16 protein-coding genes and 1 pseudogene are annotated in these 16,835 nt (G+C 63.1%); 15 read left to right on the plus strand and 2 right to left on the minus strand.

The features are described from left to right. The first annotated feature begins 272 nt into the window (after window positions 1–272). From AC0L30_RS15255 to AC0L30_RS15320, 14 genes and pseudogenes are all read left to right on the plus strand, one after another. Window positions 273–1,439 (plus strand): branched-chain amino acid ABC transporter substrate-binding protein, encoded by a 1,167-nt coding sequence (locus AC0L30_RS15255; protein WP_007594283.1) that lies wholly within the window; start codon window positions 273–275, stop codon window positions 1,437–1,439. 69 nt (window positions 1,440–1,508) lie between these two features. Then, a complete protein-coding gene (locus AC0L30_RS15260; RefSeq protein WP_007594282.1) occupies window positions 1,509–2,429 on the plus strand; it encodes a branched-chain amino acid ABC transporter permease in 921 nt (306 codons plus the stop codon). Window position 2,430: 1 nt separating this feature from the next. Then, entirely contained in the window at window positions 2,431–3,639 is a 1,209-nt protein-coding gene (locus tag AC0L30_RS15265; RefSeq protein WP_007594281.1) for a branched-chain amino acid ABC transporter permease, read from the plus strand. Further along, window positions 3,636–4,415, plus strand: a complete 780-nt coding sequence (locus tag AC0L30_RS15270; protein ID WP_473404633.1) for an ABC transporter ATP-binding protein — start codon at window positions 3,636–3,638, stop codon at window positions 4,413–4,415. The genes AC0L30_RS15265 and AC0L30_RS15270 overlap by 4 nt, the downstream gene beginning before the upstream one ends. Next, complete coding sequence (locus tag AC0L30_RS15275; protein ID WP_007594279.1) at window positions 4,412–5,146, plus strand: ABC transporter ATP-binding protein; 735 nt, start codon at window positions 4,412–4,414, stop codon at window positions 5,144–5,146. The genes AC0L30_RS15270 and AC0L30_RS15275 overlap by 4 nt, the downstream gene beginning before the upstream one ends. Before the next feature lie 16 nt (window positions 5,147–5,162). After that, window positions 5,163–6,218 carry a phenylacetaldoxime dehydratase family protein gene (locus AC0L30_RS15280; RefSeq protein ID WP_007594278.1) on the plus strand — a complete coding sequence of 352 codons (1,056 nt, stop codon included), beginning with the start codon at window positions 5,163–5,165 and terminating at the stop codon, window positions 6,216–6,218. Between the two features lie 35 nt (window positions 6,219–6,253). Then, window positions 6,254–7,297 carry a carbon-nitrogen hydrolase family protein gene (locus AC0L30_RS15285; RefSeq protein WP_007594277.1) on the plus strand — a complete coding sequence of 348 codons (1,044 nt, stop codon included), beginning with the start codon at window positions 6,254–6,256 and terminating at the stop codon, window positions 7,295–7,297. 209 nt (window positions 7,298–7,506) lie between these two features. Then, complete coding sequence (locus AC0L30_RS15290; RefSeq protein ID WP_245285897.1) at window positions 7,507–8,661, plus strand: CmpA/NrtA family ABC transporter substrate-binding protein; 1,155 nt, start codon at window positions 7,507–7,509, stop codon at window positions 8,659–8,661. Window positions 8,662–8,859: 198 nt separating this feature from the next. Next, window positions 8,860–9,753 (plus strand): LysR family transcriptional regulator, encoded by an 894-nt coding sequence (locus AC0L30_RS15295; RefSeq protein WP_007594274.1) that lies wholly within the window; start codon window positions 8,860–8,862, stop codon window positions 9,751–9,753. A gap of 83 nt (window positions 9,754–9,836) precedes the next feature. Further along, window positions 9,837–10,820 (plus strand): molybdopterin-dependent oxidoreductase, encoded by a 984-nt coding sequence (locus AC0L30_RS15300; RefSeq protein WP_035995094.1) that lies wholly within the window; start codon window positions 9,837–9,839, stop codon window positions 10,818–10,820. 396 nt (window positions 10,821–11,216) lie between these two features. Next, window positions 11,217–12,005 carry a glutathione S-transferase family protein gene (locus tag AC0L30_RS15305; protein ID WP_007594272.1) on the plus strand — a complete coding sequence of 263 codons (789 nt, stop codon included), beginning with the start codon at window positions 11,217–11,219 and terminating at the stop codon, window positions 12,003–12,005. A 70-nt stretch (window positions 12,006–12,075) separates the two neighbouring features. After that, entirely contained in the window at window positions 12,076–12,660 is a 585-nt protein-coding gene (locus AC0L30_RS15310; RefSeq protein WP_007594271.1) for a 2-hydroxychromene-2-carboxylate isomerase, read from the plus strand. Next, window positions 12,657–13,355: an SDR family NAD(P)-dependent oxidoreductase gene (locus AC0L30_RS15315; protein WP_007594270.1), complete on the plus strand. Its 699-nt coding sequence runs from the start codon at window positions 12,657–12,659 to the stop codon at window positions 13,353–13,355. Before AC0L30_RS15310 ends, AC0L30_RS15315 begins: the two co-directional genes overlap by 4 nt. A gap of 67 nt (window positions 13,356–13,422) precedes the next feature. Further along, window positions 13,423–13,573: pseudogene (locus AC0L30_RS15320) on the plus strand (acetyl-CoA C-acyltransferase); the annotation flags it as partial. A gap of 159 nt (window positions 13,574–13,732) precedes the next feature. On the opposite strand, the gene AC0L30_RS15325 reads toward AC0L30_RS15320, so the two are convergent. Next, on the minus strand, window positions 13,733–14,773 hold the full coding sequence (locus tag AC0L30_RS15325) for a Bug family tripartite tricarboxylate transporter substrate binding protein (RefSeq protein ID WP_007594269.1): 1,041 nt from the start codon (window positions 14,771–14,773) through the stop codon (window positions 13,733–13,735). A 193-nt stretch (window positions 14,774–14,966) separates the two neighbouring features. Beyond that, the gene (locus AC0L30_RS15330; protein WP_473404641.1) at window positions 14,967–15,938 is read right to left on the minus strand and encodes a LysR family transcriptional regulator; all 972 of its coding nucleotides are present in this window, start codon (window positions 15,936–15,938) and stop codon (window positions 14,967–14,969) included. Window positions 15,939–16,103: 165 nt separating this feature from the next. Here AC0L30_RS15330 and AC0L30_RS15335 point away from each other — a divergent pair, with 165 nt between their 5' ends. Continuing rightward, window positions 16,104–16,724: a UbiX family flavin prenyltransferase gene (locus AC0L30_RS15335; RefSeq protein WP_007594267.1), complete on the plus strand. Its 621-nt coding sequence runs from the start codon at window positions 16,104–16,106 to the stop codon at window positions 16,722–16,724. Window positions 16,725–16,835: the final 111 nt, after the last annotated feature.

A 16,835-nucleotide genomic window follows, 5' to 3' on the forward strand; every position in this document is an offset into this window, starting at 1 on the left:
GCCGTGGTTTCGCGGCTGCGGGACGTGATTCGCGATCCCGCGCGGGAAGGCGACAGGCCGCCTTGCAAAAAAGCCCGCTTCTTCCCCCGGGCCAGCTCAAACCCGGCGCGTTGGCCCAAGTAGTCGGCACGATGCATCGCATGGATGCAGCCAAGGCGCATTAAACGGGCAGGCGGGTTCGTCTCCGCACGACGCCTTGCGAAGATTCCCAATGGTGGCGGAAATCCGGATGCAGTTACGCTCCTGTCATATCGAGGACGGAGCGAGGCGACATGATCACAAAGCGAAGAATTCTTTCTGTTCTGGGCAGCGCGGTTTTACTGAGCGGTTGGGCATCCGTTCCGGCAGCGGCAAAGGATACCGTCAAGATCGCCTTCATAGGCCCGTTGTCGGGCGGCAATTCTGCACCGGGCCTCGGCGGACGGAATTCAGCGACATTGGCGGTGCAGCAGAGGAATGCGGACGCGAACGCGAAGTACACCTACGAGCTCGTCACCTACGACGACGAGTGCAAGCCCAATGTCGGCATCCAAGTCGCGACCAAGGCGGCGTCCGACAATTCGATCGTCGCCGGCGTGACCCATTACTGCTCCGCCGTCGGCATCGCGACCGTCGACACCTATTCGCGCTTCGGTCTGCCGGTTGTCGTCTGGGGAGCGATCCTGCCCGAGATCACCTATGGCAACGACTACAAGGAGGTCCATCGCGTCAACGGCACGATGATCAACGAGGGCAAGCTGGCCGCGGAATTCCTGACCAAGCAGGGCTACAAGAAGTTCGTCATGATTCACGACACCACGGACTACGGTAAAGGCCAGTTCAAGTATTTCTCCGAGTATCTGAAGCCGACGGGCGGCGAGATCCTGGCGACTTTTCCTGTGAGCCCGGACCAGCAAGACTTCACCGCAGAACTCACCAAGATCAAGGAACTGAAGCCCGATGTGATCTTGGTTGGCGGCTTGACGCCGCTCGGCGTCCGCCTGCGGTCGCAGATGGATCGCGTGGGCGTTCAGGCCCAGTTCGCAGGCGTCTCCGGCATCATGACGGCAGGCTACATTGAGGGCGCCGGTGCGGCGAGCGAAGGGACGATCTCCTTCCACAATGGTGCACCGCTGAGCAAGTATGCCGAGGGGCAGGCCTTCCAAGAGGCGTACACCAAAGCCGGTTTCCGCGAAGATCCGGATGCCTACGGGCCGTTTGCCTACTCGGCCGCGAACCTGATCATGGACGCGATCGAAAAGGTCGGCCCGGACCGCAAGAAGGTGAAGGCCGAACTGAACGGAACGAAGGGCTACAAGGCGCTCGTCGGTGAGATCAACTTCGACGACCACCGTCAGAACATCATGAGCGCAAACGTCTACGTCGCGCAGGGCGGGAAGTGGGTCTATTGGCCGGATAGCGACTACGCGGCCGGCAAAAAGAAGCTCGCAAAGGACTGACGATCGGACGGCCGCCGCGCGCACAGGCTGCGCGGCGGCCATCGCCCTCACGAACATCGGAATCGTGCGATGGACTTCGGAATACTGGCGCAGCAGCTGTTCAACGGCGTGATGTTGGGCGTCATCTACGCGATGATCGCCGTCGGCTTCTCGCTGTTCTTCGGCGTGCTCGACGTCATCAAGTTTTCCCACGGCGACGTCGTAACGGTCGGGGCGTTTTCCAGCCTCGGCGCTATCGGGCTCGTCGGCGGACTGGTCGCACTTCCCCCGCTCGTCGCGCTGGGGACGGGCATCGCCGCGGCCATCGCCATCGGTAGTCTGGTCGGAGCGTTGATAGGCCGCTTCCTCATCCTGCCGCTGCGCCAGGCACCCGCGGTCAACGTGCTGCTCGCGACGCTCATGGCGGGTACCGTGCTTCGCGAGGCGATCCGACTGGGCGTTCCCAACGGCGGCAATCCGAAGCCATTCCCGGCGTTGCTACCTGCCGGATCGATCCGGCTCGGCTCCTTCAGCGTTGGTTTCGACAGCGTCATCATCCTGTGTGCGGGACTGGCGCTGGTATTCGCGACGCATCTTCTGATTTCGCGGTCCCGGATGGGATTGGCCATCCGCGCCGTGGCGCAGGACGGCGAAGTGGCCCGGCTTGCGGGCGTCGATTTCCAGCGGGTCGTCCTCGGCACGTTCGCCCTCGGTTCCGCGCTTGCGGCCTTCGCTGGCTGCATGCTCGGGCTATACTACCGGGAGATCAACTTCAACATGGGACTTCTTCTCGGTGTCATCGGATTCGCTTCCGCCGTCGTTGGGGGACTCGGAAGTCTGCTCGGACCGATCATCGGCGGCTTCCTGTTCGCCAGCGTGCAGACGCTGGTGGTCGTGGCGCTGCCGTTCTCGAGCGCCTACAAGGATGTAATCGCCTTCGCCGCCGTGATTGTGCTGATCGGGTTGTTTCCCACCGGCCTGATCGCCGAGCGCAGAAGCGAGCGGGTGTAGGATGAGCAGTATACCGGCGCCTGCGCCATCCCTGTCCCTGATGATGCGGCTTCAGCGTTTCCCGCGCGCGGTCGCGGCCTTCACCGTGCTGCTTCTTCTCGGAGGTGGAGCGCTTGTGATCCATTCGGAATCGCAGGCGCAGGTGCTCGGCATGCTGGCCGCATTCCTGGTCGTTTTCGCGCTCGCCGACAAATCGGCGGCGGGTAGGGAGATCGCGGCGATCTGCGGCGATTTCAGCGGGTTCGGCAATACGGTCGCGATGATCGGCGCCTTGACGATCGCCGTTGTCTTCAGAGGAGAGCACTATACGCTCTTGATGCTGTCGACGGTCGCTCTGTTCGCGACGGCATGCGTTGGTCTGAACATCCAGCTCGCGTTCGCCGGCATCGTCAATTTCGCCGGGGCCGCCTTCTTCGTGATCGGATCGTACGCGGCCGCGGTGCTCACGACATATCCAGGCCTGCCTCATTTGGCGATCCTGGCGATCAGCGGTCTGGTCACCGGCGCGCTGGGCCTCGTCCTGCTGCTTCCCGTCCTTCGCACGCGCGGACATTACGCGGCGCTGGTGACCATGGCGTTCGGGCTGCTCCTCCGCACCCTCCTCGAAGTGAACGACACCCTCGGGGGACCGCAGGGAATGAAGATCAAGGGCTTTTCGGTCTGGGGCTTCGACTTCAGCCGGACAACATCGATCGGCTCGTGGGAGGTGTCGTTCTACTTTCCTTATGCGATTCTCGCTATCGTCCTGTTCGCGCTTGCGTTCACCTTCGCCAAGCGCCTCGAGGCTTCCTGGATCGGGGTCGCGCTGGACGCCGTCCGCAGCGACGAAACGGCCGCATCGGTGTTCGGGCTTTCGATCGTGCGCTGGAAGGCCGTCGCGTTCATCCTGGGCAATGCCATCGTGGGTGTCGCCGGTGCCGTCTACGGCATGATGAACGGCTTCGTCACCCCGAACGGAGCGGGTCTGGGCGAATCGCTCCTGATGCTGTCGATCGTCGTGCTCGGCGGGTTGGGAAACATGTGGGGCGCGGTCGTCGCCGCCTGCATCATCATCGTCCTGCCCGAGAAGCTGCAGGCGATCCAGGAGTATCGCCTGCTCATTTTTGCCGTGCTGGTGCTCTGCATCCTGCTCTTCAGACCGCTCGGCATTCTCCCGCGGCCGCTCCGCGACTTTTCCCGCTTTTCCGCGGGTCGGGAGGAGGGGCTGTGACCGGAGCTCTGCTTGCCTGCACGGGACTGACGATGCGTTTCGACGGCCTCGTCGCGCTGGATCGTCTCGATTTTACACTCGACTACGGCGAAACCGTAGGTCTCGTCGGACCCAACGGCTCCGGAAAGACGACGTTCTTCAACGTCGTCACGGGTCTCTATCGCCCGACTGCCGGAACCGTCCGTTTGGGAGACCTCGATCTCTTCGCCAAATCGCCCCAGACGATCGGGCAGGCGGGCATCGTCCGGACATTCCAGCGGTCCCGCCTCATGCTCGAACAGAGCGCGTTCGACAACATCGTGGTCGGCAAACTCACGTCTCTCGATCTCGGTCTGACGACGAACATCTTCCGCCGTGGACGCTGGCGGGCCGAAGTCGACGCCTCGATCCGCGAGGTCCGGTCGCTCGCTCACCGCTTCAATCCTGTGATCGCGGACCGCCTGTTCCAGCCCGCCGGCTCGTTCACGATGATCGACCGGCGGCGCATCGAGATATGCAGGGCTCTGATAGCCAAGCCGCGCGTGCTGTTGCTGGACGAACCGTCGGCCGGCATGACCCACGACGAGACCCGGCAACTGATGGGCGATCTTCTGGCGTTCCGCGCCGAGCTTCCGGAACTCGCCGTGGTTCTGGTCGAGCACGAGATGGACGTGATCCGCAGGGTATCCGACCGCTGCGTCGTCCTGAATTTCGGCCGCAAGATCTTCGAAGGGTCGTTCGACGCGCTGTTGGCGGACCGGGACGTGCAGACGGCCTATCTGGGAGAAGACGCATGAGGACCGCTTCCGAGAGCTCCCGCAAGCTGTCGATCATCGGCGTCACCGCAGGCTACGACAAGGCCGACGTCCTGAAGAACGTGACCGTGGAGGCGAAGCCCGGTCAGGTTACGTGCATCCTCGGGGCCAACGGAGCCGGCAAGAGCACGCTCATCCGGACGATCCTCGGCCTCAACCGGGCGCGGAAAGGCGAGATCTATTTCGGAGGCGATGCGATCGCGCGCATGCCGACCCATCGGATCGCCGCCCTCGGAATCGCGACCGTGCCGGAGGGCAACCGCGTCCTTCCGAAGATGACGGTGTCGGAAAATCTCAAAGTTGGCGGACTGCTCATCCGTGACAATGCGCGCGTCGCAGCCCGGATGGAGGAGCTCTTCGAGACGTTTCCGAGGCTCAGGGAAAGATCCGGCCAGCTCGCTGGCACTTTGTCCGGCGGAGAGCGCTCGATGCTGTCGATAGCCCGCGGCCTGATGACGGACCCGGAACTGATCGTATTCGACGAGCCGTCTCTCGGCCTCTCGCCGCTGTTCGTGTCGGAGGTGTTCGCGATCGTGAAGAGGCTCAAGGCCGCTGGGCTTTCGATCCTGCTGGTCGAGCAGAACGTCCGGCAGACGCTACGGGTGGCGGACTACGGCTACGTACTCGTTCAAGGCCAGGTAATGGCCGAGGGAGATGCCGAAACGCTGATGCAGAACCCAGAACTGCACAGAGCGTATTTCGGCGTCCATTAAGGGAGAGAGCAGGGACATGACCATCCAGATCTACGAGCGGGTCAATCCGCTGCGAAAGCCAAAGGGGTTTGAACCGGTCGTTCAGCGCTGGTCGACCGCGTTCGTGAACGGCTGCGACGAAATCTGCGTCGCTTTCCATGGCGTTCACGGAAGGTCGGCGGAGGACGTGCATGCATCGCCGTTCTTCCGGTGGATCGAAGCGGCCCTCGTCCTGCGCAACGGCCCGACCGTCCACGATCACGCGTGGTTCGTCGATCAGAACGGCCTGTACACCCATATCGTGGCCGCATATTGGGTCGACCGGCAGAAGCGCGACGACTGGTTGGCCGACCCCCATGTGAAATCCTGGTGGGACGACGACGCGCGCCTGGCCGAACCGACCGGCTATTTCCGCGAGAGTATCACCGTTCCGGTCGACCGGCAGGAGAGCATCTATTGGCTGGACTACCCTGCCGGGCTGATGCGTTCCAAGGAAGTCGCGATCTATCCGACGCCTTACTGCGGCTACTACGGCGCGATGCGAGACCGCATTCCGCTGGCTGCGGCCGACAAGCTGGAGTCGCCGATGCCCGATCTGCCGGCTCCGAAGGCGCGGGCGACGAAGGGGGCTCGCTGGCGCATCGTCACGCCGGAAAATCTCGCCATCATTCGATCGGCGGCCTTCTGGGGGCGCTGCGATCCGTCCCAGACGGAGGACTATATGCGCGAGCTGCGCGCGCCTCTTCTGCGCGGTATGGATTTCCTCAAGGAGAGCCCCACGGCCACGGGGTGCGCTTCGCTACGTTTTCAGCAGACCTGCGACGTCGCCGGGCAAGCCGTGCTCGAGACGCACGCGCTGGGCTACTTCCTGTCGCTCAAGCACATGGAGAACTGGGCCGAGCATCACGCGTCGCACGAAGCGATCTTTTCGGCGGCGATCGCGCGCTACCGCAAGTACGGTAAGGCCAATCAGTTGCGGACGTGGCACGAGGTGTTCGTCATTCCGAAGCAGGGGAACGTCTTCGAGTACGTGAACTGCACGCCGGGGACGGGTCTCTCGAGCTACTTCGATGGCGAGAAGCTGTCCGCCTGACATTCACGACATACCAATGGAAACGAGAAAAAGTCATGTCTTCACCGGTCAAGGTCGCCGCGGTCCATGCCGCTCCCGTGTTTCTCGATAGGGCGGCCACTACGGCGAAAGCCGTTTCGATCATCCGCGAGGCCGCGAAGGCTGGAGCGCAACTGATCGCGTTCCCGGAAACCTACATTCCCGCTTTCCCTGTCTGGGCCGCTCTCTGGGCGCCGATCGACAACCACGATCTGTTCGTGCGCATGGCCGAGCAGTCCGTCGCCGCAAACGGTCCCGAGATTGCCGCCATCCGGAACGAGGCACGCACGCTCGGAGTCACCGTCTCGATCGGGATCAGCGAGAGCTCGCCGGTCAGCGTGGGGCTGATCTGGAACAGCAACATCATCATCGGCCCCGACGGAAACGTGCTCAATCATCACCGGAAGCTGGTGCCGACCTTCTACGAAAAGCTCGTATGGGCCGCCGGCGACGGCGAAGGTCTACGGGTCGTCGATACCCCGGTCGGGCGCGTCGGAAACCTCATCTGTGGGGAAAACACCAACCCTCTCGCCAGGTACACCCTGATGGCTCAGGCCGAGCAGGTCCACATTTCGAGTTGGCCACCCATGTGGCCGACCCGACGGCCCAAAGGCGGAGGAAACTTCAACAACGTCGCCGCCAATCGCATCCGCGCCAGCGCGCACTCGTTCGAGGCGAAGGCGTTCGGCATCGTCACTGCCGGCTACATGGACAAGGCGTTGCGCGACTTCCTCATAGATCGGGATTCGACCGCTGCGGACGTGATCGACGCGACGCCCCGCGCGGTGAGCTTCTTCGTCGATCCGACTGGCGAAACCCTGGGAGACACGCTGCAGGACGAGGAGGGCATCGCATATGCCGAATTCGATCTGCGCCGCTGCATCGAACCTAAGCAGTTTCACGACGTGGTCGGCTACTACAACCGGTTCGACGTCTTCGATCTGACCGTCAGCCGAAAGCGTCTGATGCCGGCGACCTTCGTCGATACGCCAACCGAGATGGGCGCGATCGAGATGGGTGAACGTCTTCAGACATCCCCCGATATTCAGCCCGTGAACTGATCCTCCATACGGATGGATCGCGACGAGAGGAGGCCCTATTGAGCAATAGATTTCGCGATCGACTCTCCCGGATCCGAGGCTGTTTCTGCTGTGCCCCGGCCGATGCGTCCCGGACAACGATCGAACAGGCGGTAGCGGACGGCATCGAGCGGTCGCTCCTTCACGCCTTGTTTCCGGAGCCTGTTCTGCGACGGCAGCTTCTGAAATCGGTGGGCGCCGCGACCCTTCTCGGTGCCCTCGGCAGCATCCTGCCGTTATCGACCCTGCAAGCGATGGCGCAGGAAAGGAAACCGCTTGAAAAGACGAAACTCAACGTCGGCTTCCTGGCCATCACCTGCGCGGCGCCGCTGATCTACGGCGAGCAGATCGGTTCCTACGCCAAGGAAGGTCTCGAGGTCTCGCTGCAAAAGATCGCCGGCATCGCCCTGATCAGGGACAAGATGTTGAACGGCGAGCTCGATGTCTCGCAACAGGTCATGCCGGTGCCATTGACGATGACGGCAGGTCTCGGTGGCAACCAGCAATCCATCAAGATCCTGACCATTCTGAACCAGAACGGCAACTCGCTCGTCCTCGCGATGAAACACCGGGACAATCGCGATCCGAAGAATTGGAAAGGAATGACGTTTGCCATTCCCTTCGACCAGAGCCATCAGGCCTTGCAGTTGCGCAATTATCTCGCCGCCCACGGACTGGATCCCGACAACGACGTCAAATATCGAGTTGTGCCGCCCACGGAATACGTTTCGAATCTGCGGGTCGGCAGCATCGATGGTTTCTTCGGCGGCGAGCCGGGCGGGCAGCGGGCCGTGTTCGAGGGGGCAGGCTTCATCCACCTCATTTCGCGCGAAATATGGGACGGGCACCCGTGCTGCGCGGTATCGGCGGCGGAAAGCTGGATAACGCAGAACCCGAACACCTTCATGGCCTTCTACCGGGCGATTGTTGCGGCCAGCCTTCACGTCTCCGACGACCGAAACCGGGTTGGAATGGCGAAGGTCCTGTCGCAGCCGCAGTACCTGAACGCGCCCGAAGTCGTCATCGACCAGGTCATCACGGGGCGGTACGCGGACGGGTTGGGAGCGATCAAGGAGGATCCGAAGCGCGTCGATTATCGGCCATTTCCGCAATACTCGGCCGCGGTCTGGCTGATGACGCAGTTGAAGCGATGGAAGATGCTCAAGGAGGACATTGACTACAAGGCTCTCGCGGAGAAGGTGATGCTGGCGACCGACGCGGCGCGGATCCTCAAGGAGGACGGTGTCGAGCCTCCGCCGATCGTGTTCGGCAAGGAGCGGATTTTCGGTCGCGAGTTCGACTCCGCGAAGCCGGAGGAATACCTGGCGACGCTGCAGAAGACATGAGTTTAAGGCCATTCGCGAAGGACAGCAGAACGCTTCATGAAGGCATTTTGAACGCGGAGATTGCCGAAACGACGGTCTCCGAAGCTGCCTTGGCGCTGTTGGCCGCCGGGTGACGGGAGGCTAGGATGTCGATATCGTCGGCTGGCCCGCATTTTGTCGGGACGCCTATTCGAGTGGATCGAGGCACGGGCGGCCGCATTGTTCGACTGGAATGATCTCGTATTCTTTCTGGAACTTGCCCGACAGGGGCGGCTGGCGCCGGTCGCCCGCCGGTTGAAGGTCGATCATACGACGGTAAGCCGCCGGATCGCGGAGCTCGAAAAGGATCTTGCCGTCAAGCTCTTCGATCGCAACCGGGACGGCTTCGTGCTGACGGAGCGGGGACATCGTCTGTTCGACATCGCCGAACGCATCGAACAGGAGGCCTCGGCCGTCGAGCCGGCGATGGGGGCGGACAATGCGACAGCAGCGGGCCGGGTCCGTGTCGTGACGATGGAGGGTATCGGAGCCTTTTTTCTTGCTCAGCGCTTCGCCGAGCTCGCGGTTCAAAGTCCCGGCATTACTGTCGAACTGGTGACCGAACGGCACATCATCAGCCTCACCAAGCGCGAAGCGGACATCTTTATCAGCTTCGTGCATCCCGCGGGAGCGAAACTCGAGGTCAAGAAGCTCGGATCGTTCCGTCTAGCGCTCTACGCCAGTCAAGCCTACCTCGCCCAGCGCGGCGCGCCGAGGGACCGGGACGGACTGGCGGCCCATACCTTCGTGGACTATGTGGAGGATCTGATCGCGATCCAGCCCGTTCACTGGTTGCTCGACGTGCTGGATCCCACCAACGTGGTTTTCAGATCGTCGAGCATGCACGCGCAGCAGCAGGCCATCGCTGCGGGAGCCGGCATCGGTTTGCTGCCCTTGTTCTCTGCGAAGACCGATCCCAGGCTGATCCCGGTGCTTCCCGATCAGGTGAAGGTCTATCGGGACGTCTTCCACTCGGTTCACGAGGACCTGCAGTTCCTGGCGCGCGTTCGGACCGTGAGCCGTCACCTATCGCGCATCTTCGAGCGGGACAACGCCTACCTCAACGAGTTCTAGTTTTCTCGTCCATGCGGCCGCTCCTTCTCGGCTGGTCATCGGCCGGCGTCGGCTCCATCGCGCAGTTGCTACGGAAACATTGGATGTCTGAAGCGTTCGAATATAAGGTCAAAGGCTTCTTCGCGCGGATCCCGTCCGAACCCCACAAGCTGATCGAGCGGACGACGCCGACGAAGGATTGCATCGTTCTCTGCCACCTGGGCGTCTTGGAGGTGAGCGACGGTGATGCGTGGGAGATCGAGATCGCCGGCATGATCGGCCGCCCAATGCGCGTCACCGTGCGGGATCTCAAGCGGATGCCGAAGGTAACCGTCGCCTCAGTGCACCAATGCGCGGGAAGCCCGTTGGCTCCGGACAAGCCGACGCAGCGTGTTTGCAACGTGACATGGGGCGGCGTGCGTCTGGACGATGTCCTCCAACGTGTCGAACCGGACCCGGAGGCTGCCTTTGTCTGGTCCATCGGTGCGGACGCGGGTGAGTTCGGCGGCGCGGATTGCGGGCACTACACGAAGGATCTCCCTCGCTCGCGCGTGGGGGCCGACGTCCTCCTGGCCTACGAAATGAACGGCGAGCCTCTGTTACCGGAGCACGGTCATCCGCTGCGGCTGGTCGTACCGGGATTCTATGGGACCAACAGCGTGAAGTGGCTCCGGAGGATCGAGCTTCGCAAAGAGCGCGCTCCTGGTCCCTTTACGACACGATGGTACAACGATGTCGTCGCCGAAGGCGTGACGCGCCCGGTCTGGAACATCGCCCCGCAATCGGTGATCGTGTGGCCTGTGCCCGGGACTTCGCTCGAGCGGGAGGCAGTCGTTCGGGTATCAGGCTGGGCGTGGGCGGATGGCGGCGTGGCCGGCGTGAAGATCAGCCTGGATGAGGGGCTTTCCTGGAAGGCCTGCGCCGTCGAAAAGCCTACCGGCCATTCGTGGACGCAATTCATGTGCGACTTCGAGGTGGCGGCGGGACAACAAAGCATCGTTTCCCGCGCGACCTCCCGTTCCGGCGAGAATCAGCCGGACGACGGAAAGAGAAATGCTCTCTATCGCGTTCCTTTCACGGTCGTATGAGACCTATGACGCTTCGCGTCGCCGCATGTTATTCGGCGTACGGATTGACCCCCGATCGGCGCCGAAGGTTGACCCCGCCCAACACCGCCCAATTCCTTGAACCATCACCGGAATGCCCATCACGTGTGGGTTCAATGTTGGAAGCCGATGGGGGGCACGGCGCTTATTTGCAACCGCGTCAGGTGCGCTAAGGGATACCTCTGGCCAAACGGCGCCATCAGCGTGGCCGCTCCTGCCTCCCCCCTTGGCCGCTTCGGCCCTCTTCGTCGAGCAGGCGTTCCGCGCATGCTGGTCCCCCTCAACATGTCGAATAAGGGCTCAAGCATGTCCAGCTCCACGGCCCAATGCACGAATAACTGCGCTACCGGCTTAGCGGCGCACCGCGGGAACAGCACTATGGCCGAGGTGCGGATCTTTTCCTACTTGCCCAATCCTCGTGTTTGGAAGGCGGTCATCGCCGCGCGCATCGGCGGCGTCGCGTTGGAGGTGCGGGGCGCCGCGGGCGCAGAACTCGTGGACTGGCTTTGGGATTTTGACGCTCACCCGCTGAGCGAAGTGTCCGCAGAGGAACGCTCAGCCGCGGAGCGGGTGGGCCGCATCGGGTTCAAGGGCCGCAAGCTCTACAAGACCGACGCCTTCCTTGCGGCCCAGCCGTTCGGGACGGTCCCCGCGGGTTTCAGCGGGGACGGACAAGTCGGCATTTTCGAGTCCAACAGCATCATGCGCGCGGTCGCCCGCCAGGCGGAGCGGAGCGGTCTATATGGCCACGATCCATTCGAGGCCTCGCGGATTGACAGCTTTCTGGATGTCAGTCTGGTGTTCGGCCGCGACGCGCAGATCTACCTGCTCGCCATGCAAGGCTCCGAACTTGCCGCGGATGTCCACGCTCGCGCCGACGAAGCTTTCACGACCTACATGGCGGGGATCGACCGGGCCCTGCGGCCTGCGCGCCAAGCCCTGGTCGGCGAGGGGGTGAGCCTGGCCGACATCTGCTTCGCCTGCGAACTGGCCCTGTTCCACAATGAACTGGACCGTCGCGAAGCCCTGAGGACGCTCGGCAAGGCGCCGTTCCTGGACATCGCCCGGGAGCGGTTTCCCCGCGCCATGGCACACTTCGACCGCCTTGCGGCTAATCCGGCGTTCGCGCCAGAGTTTGGGCCTTATCTCGCCAAACTCGCAGCATAGCGCGCATCCGCCGATGGCTGCCAGATGATCAACATCATGCAGAACGACGCTTGCGTCAAAGGAGCTCCAAATGAGAACGCTTGATTTCTATTTCGACTATCGCAGCCCCTACACCTTCCTGGCGCTGTCCCAGCTCCGGCAGATGGACGTCGAAATCGTATTCCGTCCATTCGAGATCGCGGCCCTGATGAAGCTAGTGGGGAACGTGCCGACCAGCATCACCAGCGCAAACAAGGGCCGCTACGTGTGGACCGACGTCTCGCGATGGTCGATCCATTATGGGGTACCGCTCAATCGGCACCCCCAGGCTTCGGAGTTGGACGCCGGCCGGCTGTTGCGCGCCACGCTCGTGGCGGGGCAGTTGGGCGCTATGCCCGTGGCGGTGAAGGCCATCTTCAACGCGTTCTGGTCGGTTCCGGCGCCGTTGGCGACGGCGACCGAGGTCGCGGCCCTGCTGGGCGCCGAGGGTCTCGACGCCAAGGCGCTTGAAAGTCGGATGGACGAGCCGGCTGCGCACGTTCTTTTGGAGGAGGCGACCGCAGAGGCGGCGGCGCGCGGCGTGTTCGGCTCGCCGACCATGTTCGTGGGGGACGAGATGTTCTTCGGCAATGACCGCTTGCAGTTCGTGCAAGATCGCCTGGCGCGCGCCGCATGATGCCGCTCGCCATCATCACCGGCGTCGGGCCGGGCACCGGCTCAGCCATGGTCCGGCGGTTCCACGACGGCGGCTACAAGGTCGCCATGCTGGCGCGTACGGCCGAACGCTTGGCAGATCTCGAGAACGAGCTTCCGAACGCCTTTGCTGTCCCCTGCGATGTGGCCGACCCTGTCGCGCTTGCGGCCGCCCTCGAAGGCATCGAGCAACGTGCCGGCGCCCCCAAGGTGGTGATCCACAACGCCGTGGGCGGGGCCTTTGGCAACTTCCTCGACATCGAGCCGGCAGTCCTCCAGCGGAATTTCCAGATCAATGTCATGGCCCTGCTGCATCTGGCCCGGTGGGCGGCGCCGCGGATGGAGGCCGCAGGGGGCGGCGCCTTGCTGGTCACGGGCAACACCTCGGCCTTCCGCGGCAAGGCCGGCTTTGCCGGCTTCGCGCCAACCAAGGCGGCGCAGCGAATCCTGACCGAGGCCATTGCCCGCGAAATGGGACCGCGGGGCGTGCACGCATCCTTCATGATGATCGACGCCGTCATCGACGTTCATTGGGCCCGCGCGCGATTCCCGGACAAGCCGGATGATTTTTTCATCAAGCCATCCGACATCGCCGAAGAGGTCTGGCACGTCACCCACCAGCCGCGTTCGGCCTGGTCGTTCCTGACGGAGGTGCGGCCCTTCCGCGAGTCCTGGTGATCGGAGGCGTTCAGCTCGATTGCGGTCGACGGAAACCAGACCGCCAGGTGCAGGCACTACCGCTGCTGCGATCCCGCGTCTTCTGAAGCGGTAGGCCTGAAAATCGATGACGTCGATCTCTCGGAGCTGAATGAATCCTATGCTGTCCACGTGATCTACCGCCGCGACAAGCTGGCACTGACCCGAACAAGCTGAACGTCAAAGGCGGCTCGATCACGTCGCGACGCCTGCGCTATGGAAAGGCCACGCCGCGGCAGGGTCTTTTACTGGAGGCGATGCGGGACGAGGGCGAGCGGTGGAAGATGTTCGGCGAGCTCATCGAGGGCTGCAACGTGCAGGAGTAGCGATGGCGCCCCAGGCCGTTTCAACTGCCGCATTCACATCGGTTCAATTCCGATCTCTCTGATGATCGCGGCCCATTTGGCAGTTTCCGACGCCATGAAGTTTCTGAGTTCTTCCGGGCCGAGGACAAGCGGTTCGGCGCCTTGCTCGACGAGGAGCGTGCGCACCTTGGGATCATTCTCGGCCTCCACCACAGCGGCATACAGCTTGTCGATCACGGCCTTGTTTGTGTTAGCCGGCGCGAGCAGGGCAAGCCAGGCAGAGCTCTCGTAGTCCGGAAGGCCTGCCTCGGCAGCCGTCGGGATGGCGGGTAGCGCAGTCATGCGTTTGCTGCTGGCGACCGCGAGCGCCCGCGCATCGCCGTTCCTGATCAGGCCGATCACGTTGGGCAGAAGTTGGAATCCGAGCGGCACCTGGCCGGAGATGAAGTCCGGCGTATAGTTGGAAATGTTGCGGTAGGGAACGTGAGTTAGCTCGGTGCCCGTGAGCTGCTCGAAATAGGCGCCCGCCAGGTGCTGCGACGAGCCTACACCGACCGTCCCGTAGTTCAGCTCCCGAGGATGCGCCTTGGCATAGTCGATCAGCTCGTGCAGCGATTTCGGCGGCAGCCTCGAATTGATCACGATGACGTTCGGCAGTGTCGCGAACAAGCCGATGGGCGCGAGATCCTTGATCGGATCGTAGGGGAGCTCCTTGTACAGCGATCTGTTCGCGGCCAATGGGCCGGAGGTGCTCATCAGCAACGTGTAGCCGTCCGGTGCCGCATGCGCTGCGGCCGCGGTGCCGATATTGCCGCCGGCGCCCGGGCGGTTGTCGACCACAAAGACCTGCCCGAGTGACGAGCCCATGCGGTTGAGCAGGATGCGCGTGATTACATCGCTGGCGCTGCCGCCGGCAAAGGGCACGAGCACCTGGATCGGCCGGGCACGATAGTCTTGCGCTTGCGCAGGAACCAGCCCGGTTGCGGCGAGAGCCGCGCCTGCGCCGAGCGACAGCAAGGACCTGCGGTCAGGGTGAAACCCCTCAGCGTGCCGCGCCGTAATGCCCGTGATCTTGCTGCGACCGAACCTTGCCATCTCGGACTGAATCTCCCGACTGTGTCTTGTCTGCGAGCCCTGAGATCGTCCGGGACAAGAGTCGTCGGGATCAGCGCCAGGTCGCGATTTTCTGCGCCTGGACCGTAGTTAGCGGCTTGATGCAGCCATCATGCCGGCCGGTCTCAAAACTTACCAACCCGTCTCATTTCTTGTCCGCGTAGAGATTCTGCATTCAGGAGATCGTTTTCCGCCGTGGCTTCCTGCGCTCTTTGCGGGAGGACGAGCTCGCGCCGCCCGAGGCGGGCTCGACAAACTCTCTCGCCACGGCGGCGGCCTGCGCAAGGTCTTGGCTGATGACATCGAGTACGGCCTTCGCCGCGACGGACACCGCTCGTCGTGGATGATGCACCCAGGCAATCGAGCGCACGATCCTCTGCTCATCGAAGCGATGCGCCCGGATGGTGCCGCTCGCCAGCGATTGCCGGAGTGCGATGGTCGGCAGCACGGTCGCGAAATCGGTGGTGGCAATGACGTCGCACAGGGCGGGCAGAGTGTCGAGCTCCAGCCGCGGCCGCAGGTCGATGCCGACGGAGGCGGCATGCTCGTCAAGGATCAGCCGAAGGCCGTGGCGCTTCGAGGGCAGCACGAGATCGAAGTTCGCGATGTGGTCGAAGCGTAATTTGGCATGCGGCTTGGTCGGATTCTCCCTCCTGCAAGCAAAAACCATCTCCTCGTCCATGATGTGATGTGCGGCCAGCGGCGTCTTCCGCCGCGGCACGTTGATCAGCGCGAAATCGAGCTGGCCGGTGTTGACCCAGTCGACCAGCGTCTCGGTATAGCCCTCGCAGGCGGACAGCGTGATCTCGGGATAGCGGCTGGCGACCGTCGCCGACGAACTGGCCATGGTGCTCTGCGCCACCGAGGTGATGAGGCCGACCGAGACGCGGCCCGAGATGCGGCCGCCGAGCTGGGCCATCTCCTGCCGCGCATATTCGGCATCGCGCACGATCGGCGCTGTCAGCCGCACCAGCGCTTCGCCGGCGCTGGTGAGCGTCATGCCCTGAACACTGCGGTCGAACAGCTTTTGGCCGAATTCGGCCTCGAGCTTGGCGATCTGCATGCTCAGTGCCGGCTGCACGATGTTGAGCTGGCGCGCGGCGCGCGTGACGTTCTTCTCCTCCGCCAGGCACAGGAAATATTGCATCTGCCTGAGTTCCACGGGGGAGAGTCCTTCGTTCGCCGATCTTGCTCGTTTGGGCCATCATCTCAGATGATGAATGATATAATCAATGATTATTTGTTCTGATGGATCGCATTGCCTAATCTTGCCACTCAAGGGGCGCGTGTCCCAGGGAGCGAAACCACAAATATGCAGGACGCAACGCCCAAGCGGATGATCATCGGCATTTCCGGCGCCTCGGGCGTCACCTATGGCGTGCGCCTGCTGCAGCTGCTGCGCAATGCCGGCGTCGAGACTCATCTGGTGATGTCGAAGACGGCCGAGCTGACCTTTGCCTATGAGACCGATTTGAAGATCGCGGAGGTAAGGGCGCTCGCCAATGTCAACCATGCGATCGACGACATGGCCTCGGCGATTTCGAGCGGCTCGTTCCGCACCGCAGGGATGATCGTGGCGCCGTGCTCGATGCGCTCGATGTCTGAAATCGCCTCGGGCGTGACCACGACCCTGCTCACTCGCGCCGCCGATGTGGTGCTGAAGGAGCGCCGGCGCCTGGTACTGATGGTGCGCGAGACGCCGCTGCACACCGGGCATCTCAGGACAATGACGGCGCTCTCAGAGATGGGCGCGATCATCGCGCCGCCTGTGCCGGCCTTCTACGCCAAGCCTGAAAACCTCGACGACATGGTCGAGCACACCGTCGGCCGCGTGCTCGACCTGTTCGACATCGATATCGGCGTGGTGCGCCGCTGGGGCGAGGACGAAGCGCTCAAGCGTCGCTCGCCGTCGCTGCGCAAGATCGCGCCCTGACCTTAAGGAAAGACCCGTATGCGAATGGAAAATATTGCGAGCAAGGGTGTGAGCTCGCCCGCCGATCTGCGCACCTGGCTCGCCTACCTCGCCGAACGCGGCAGGCTCGCC

This window comes from Bradyrhizobium sp. MI1.11 (assembly GCF_055811255.1).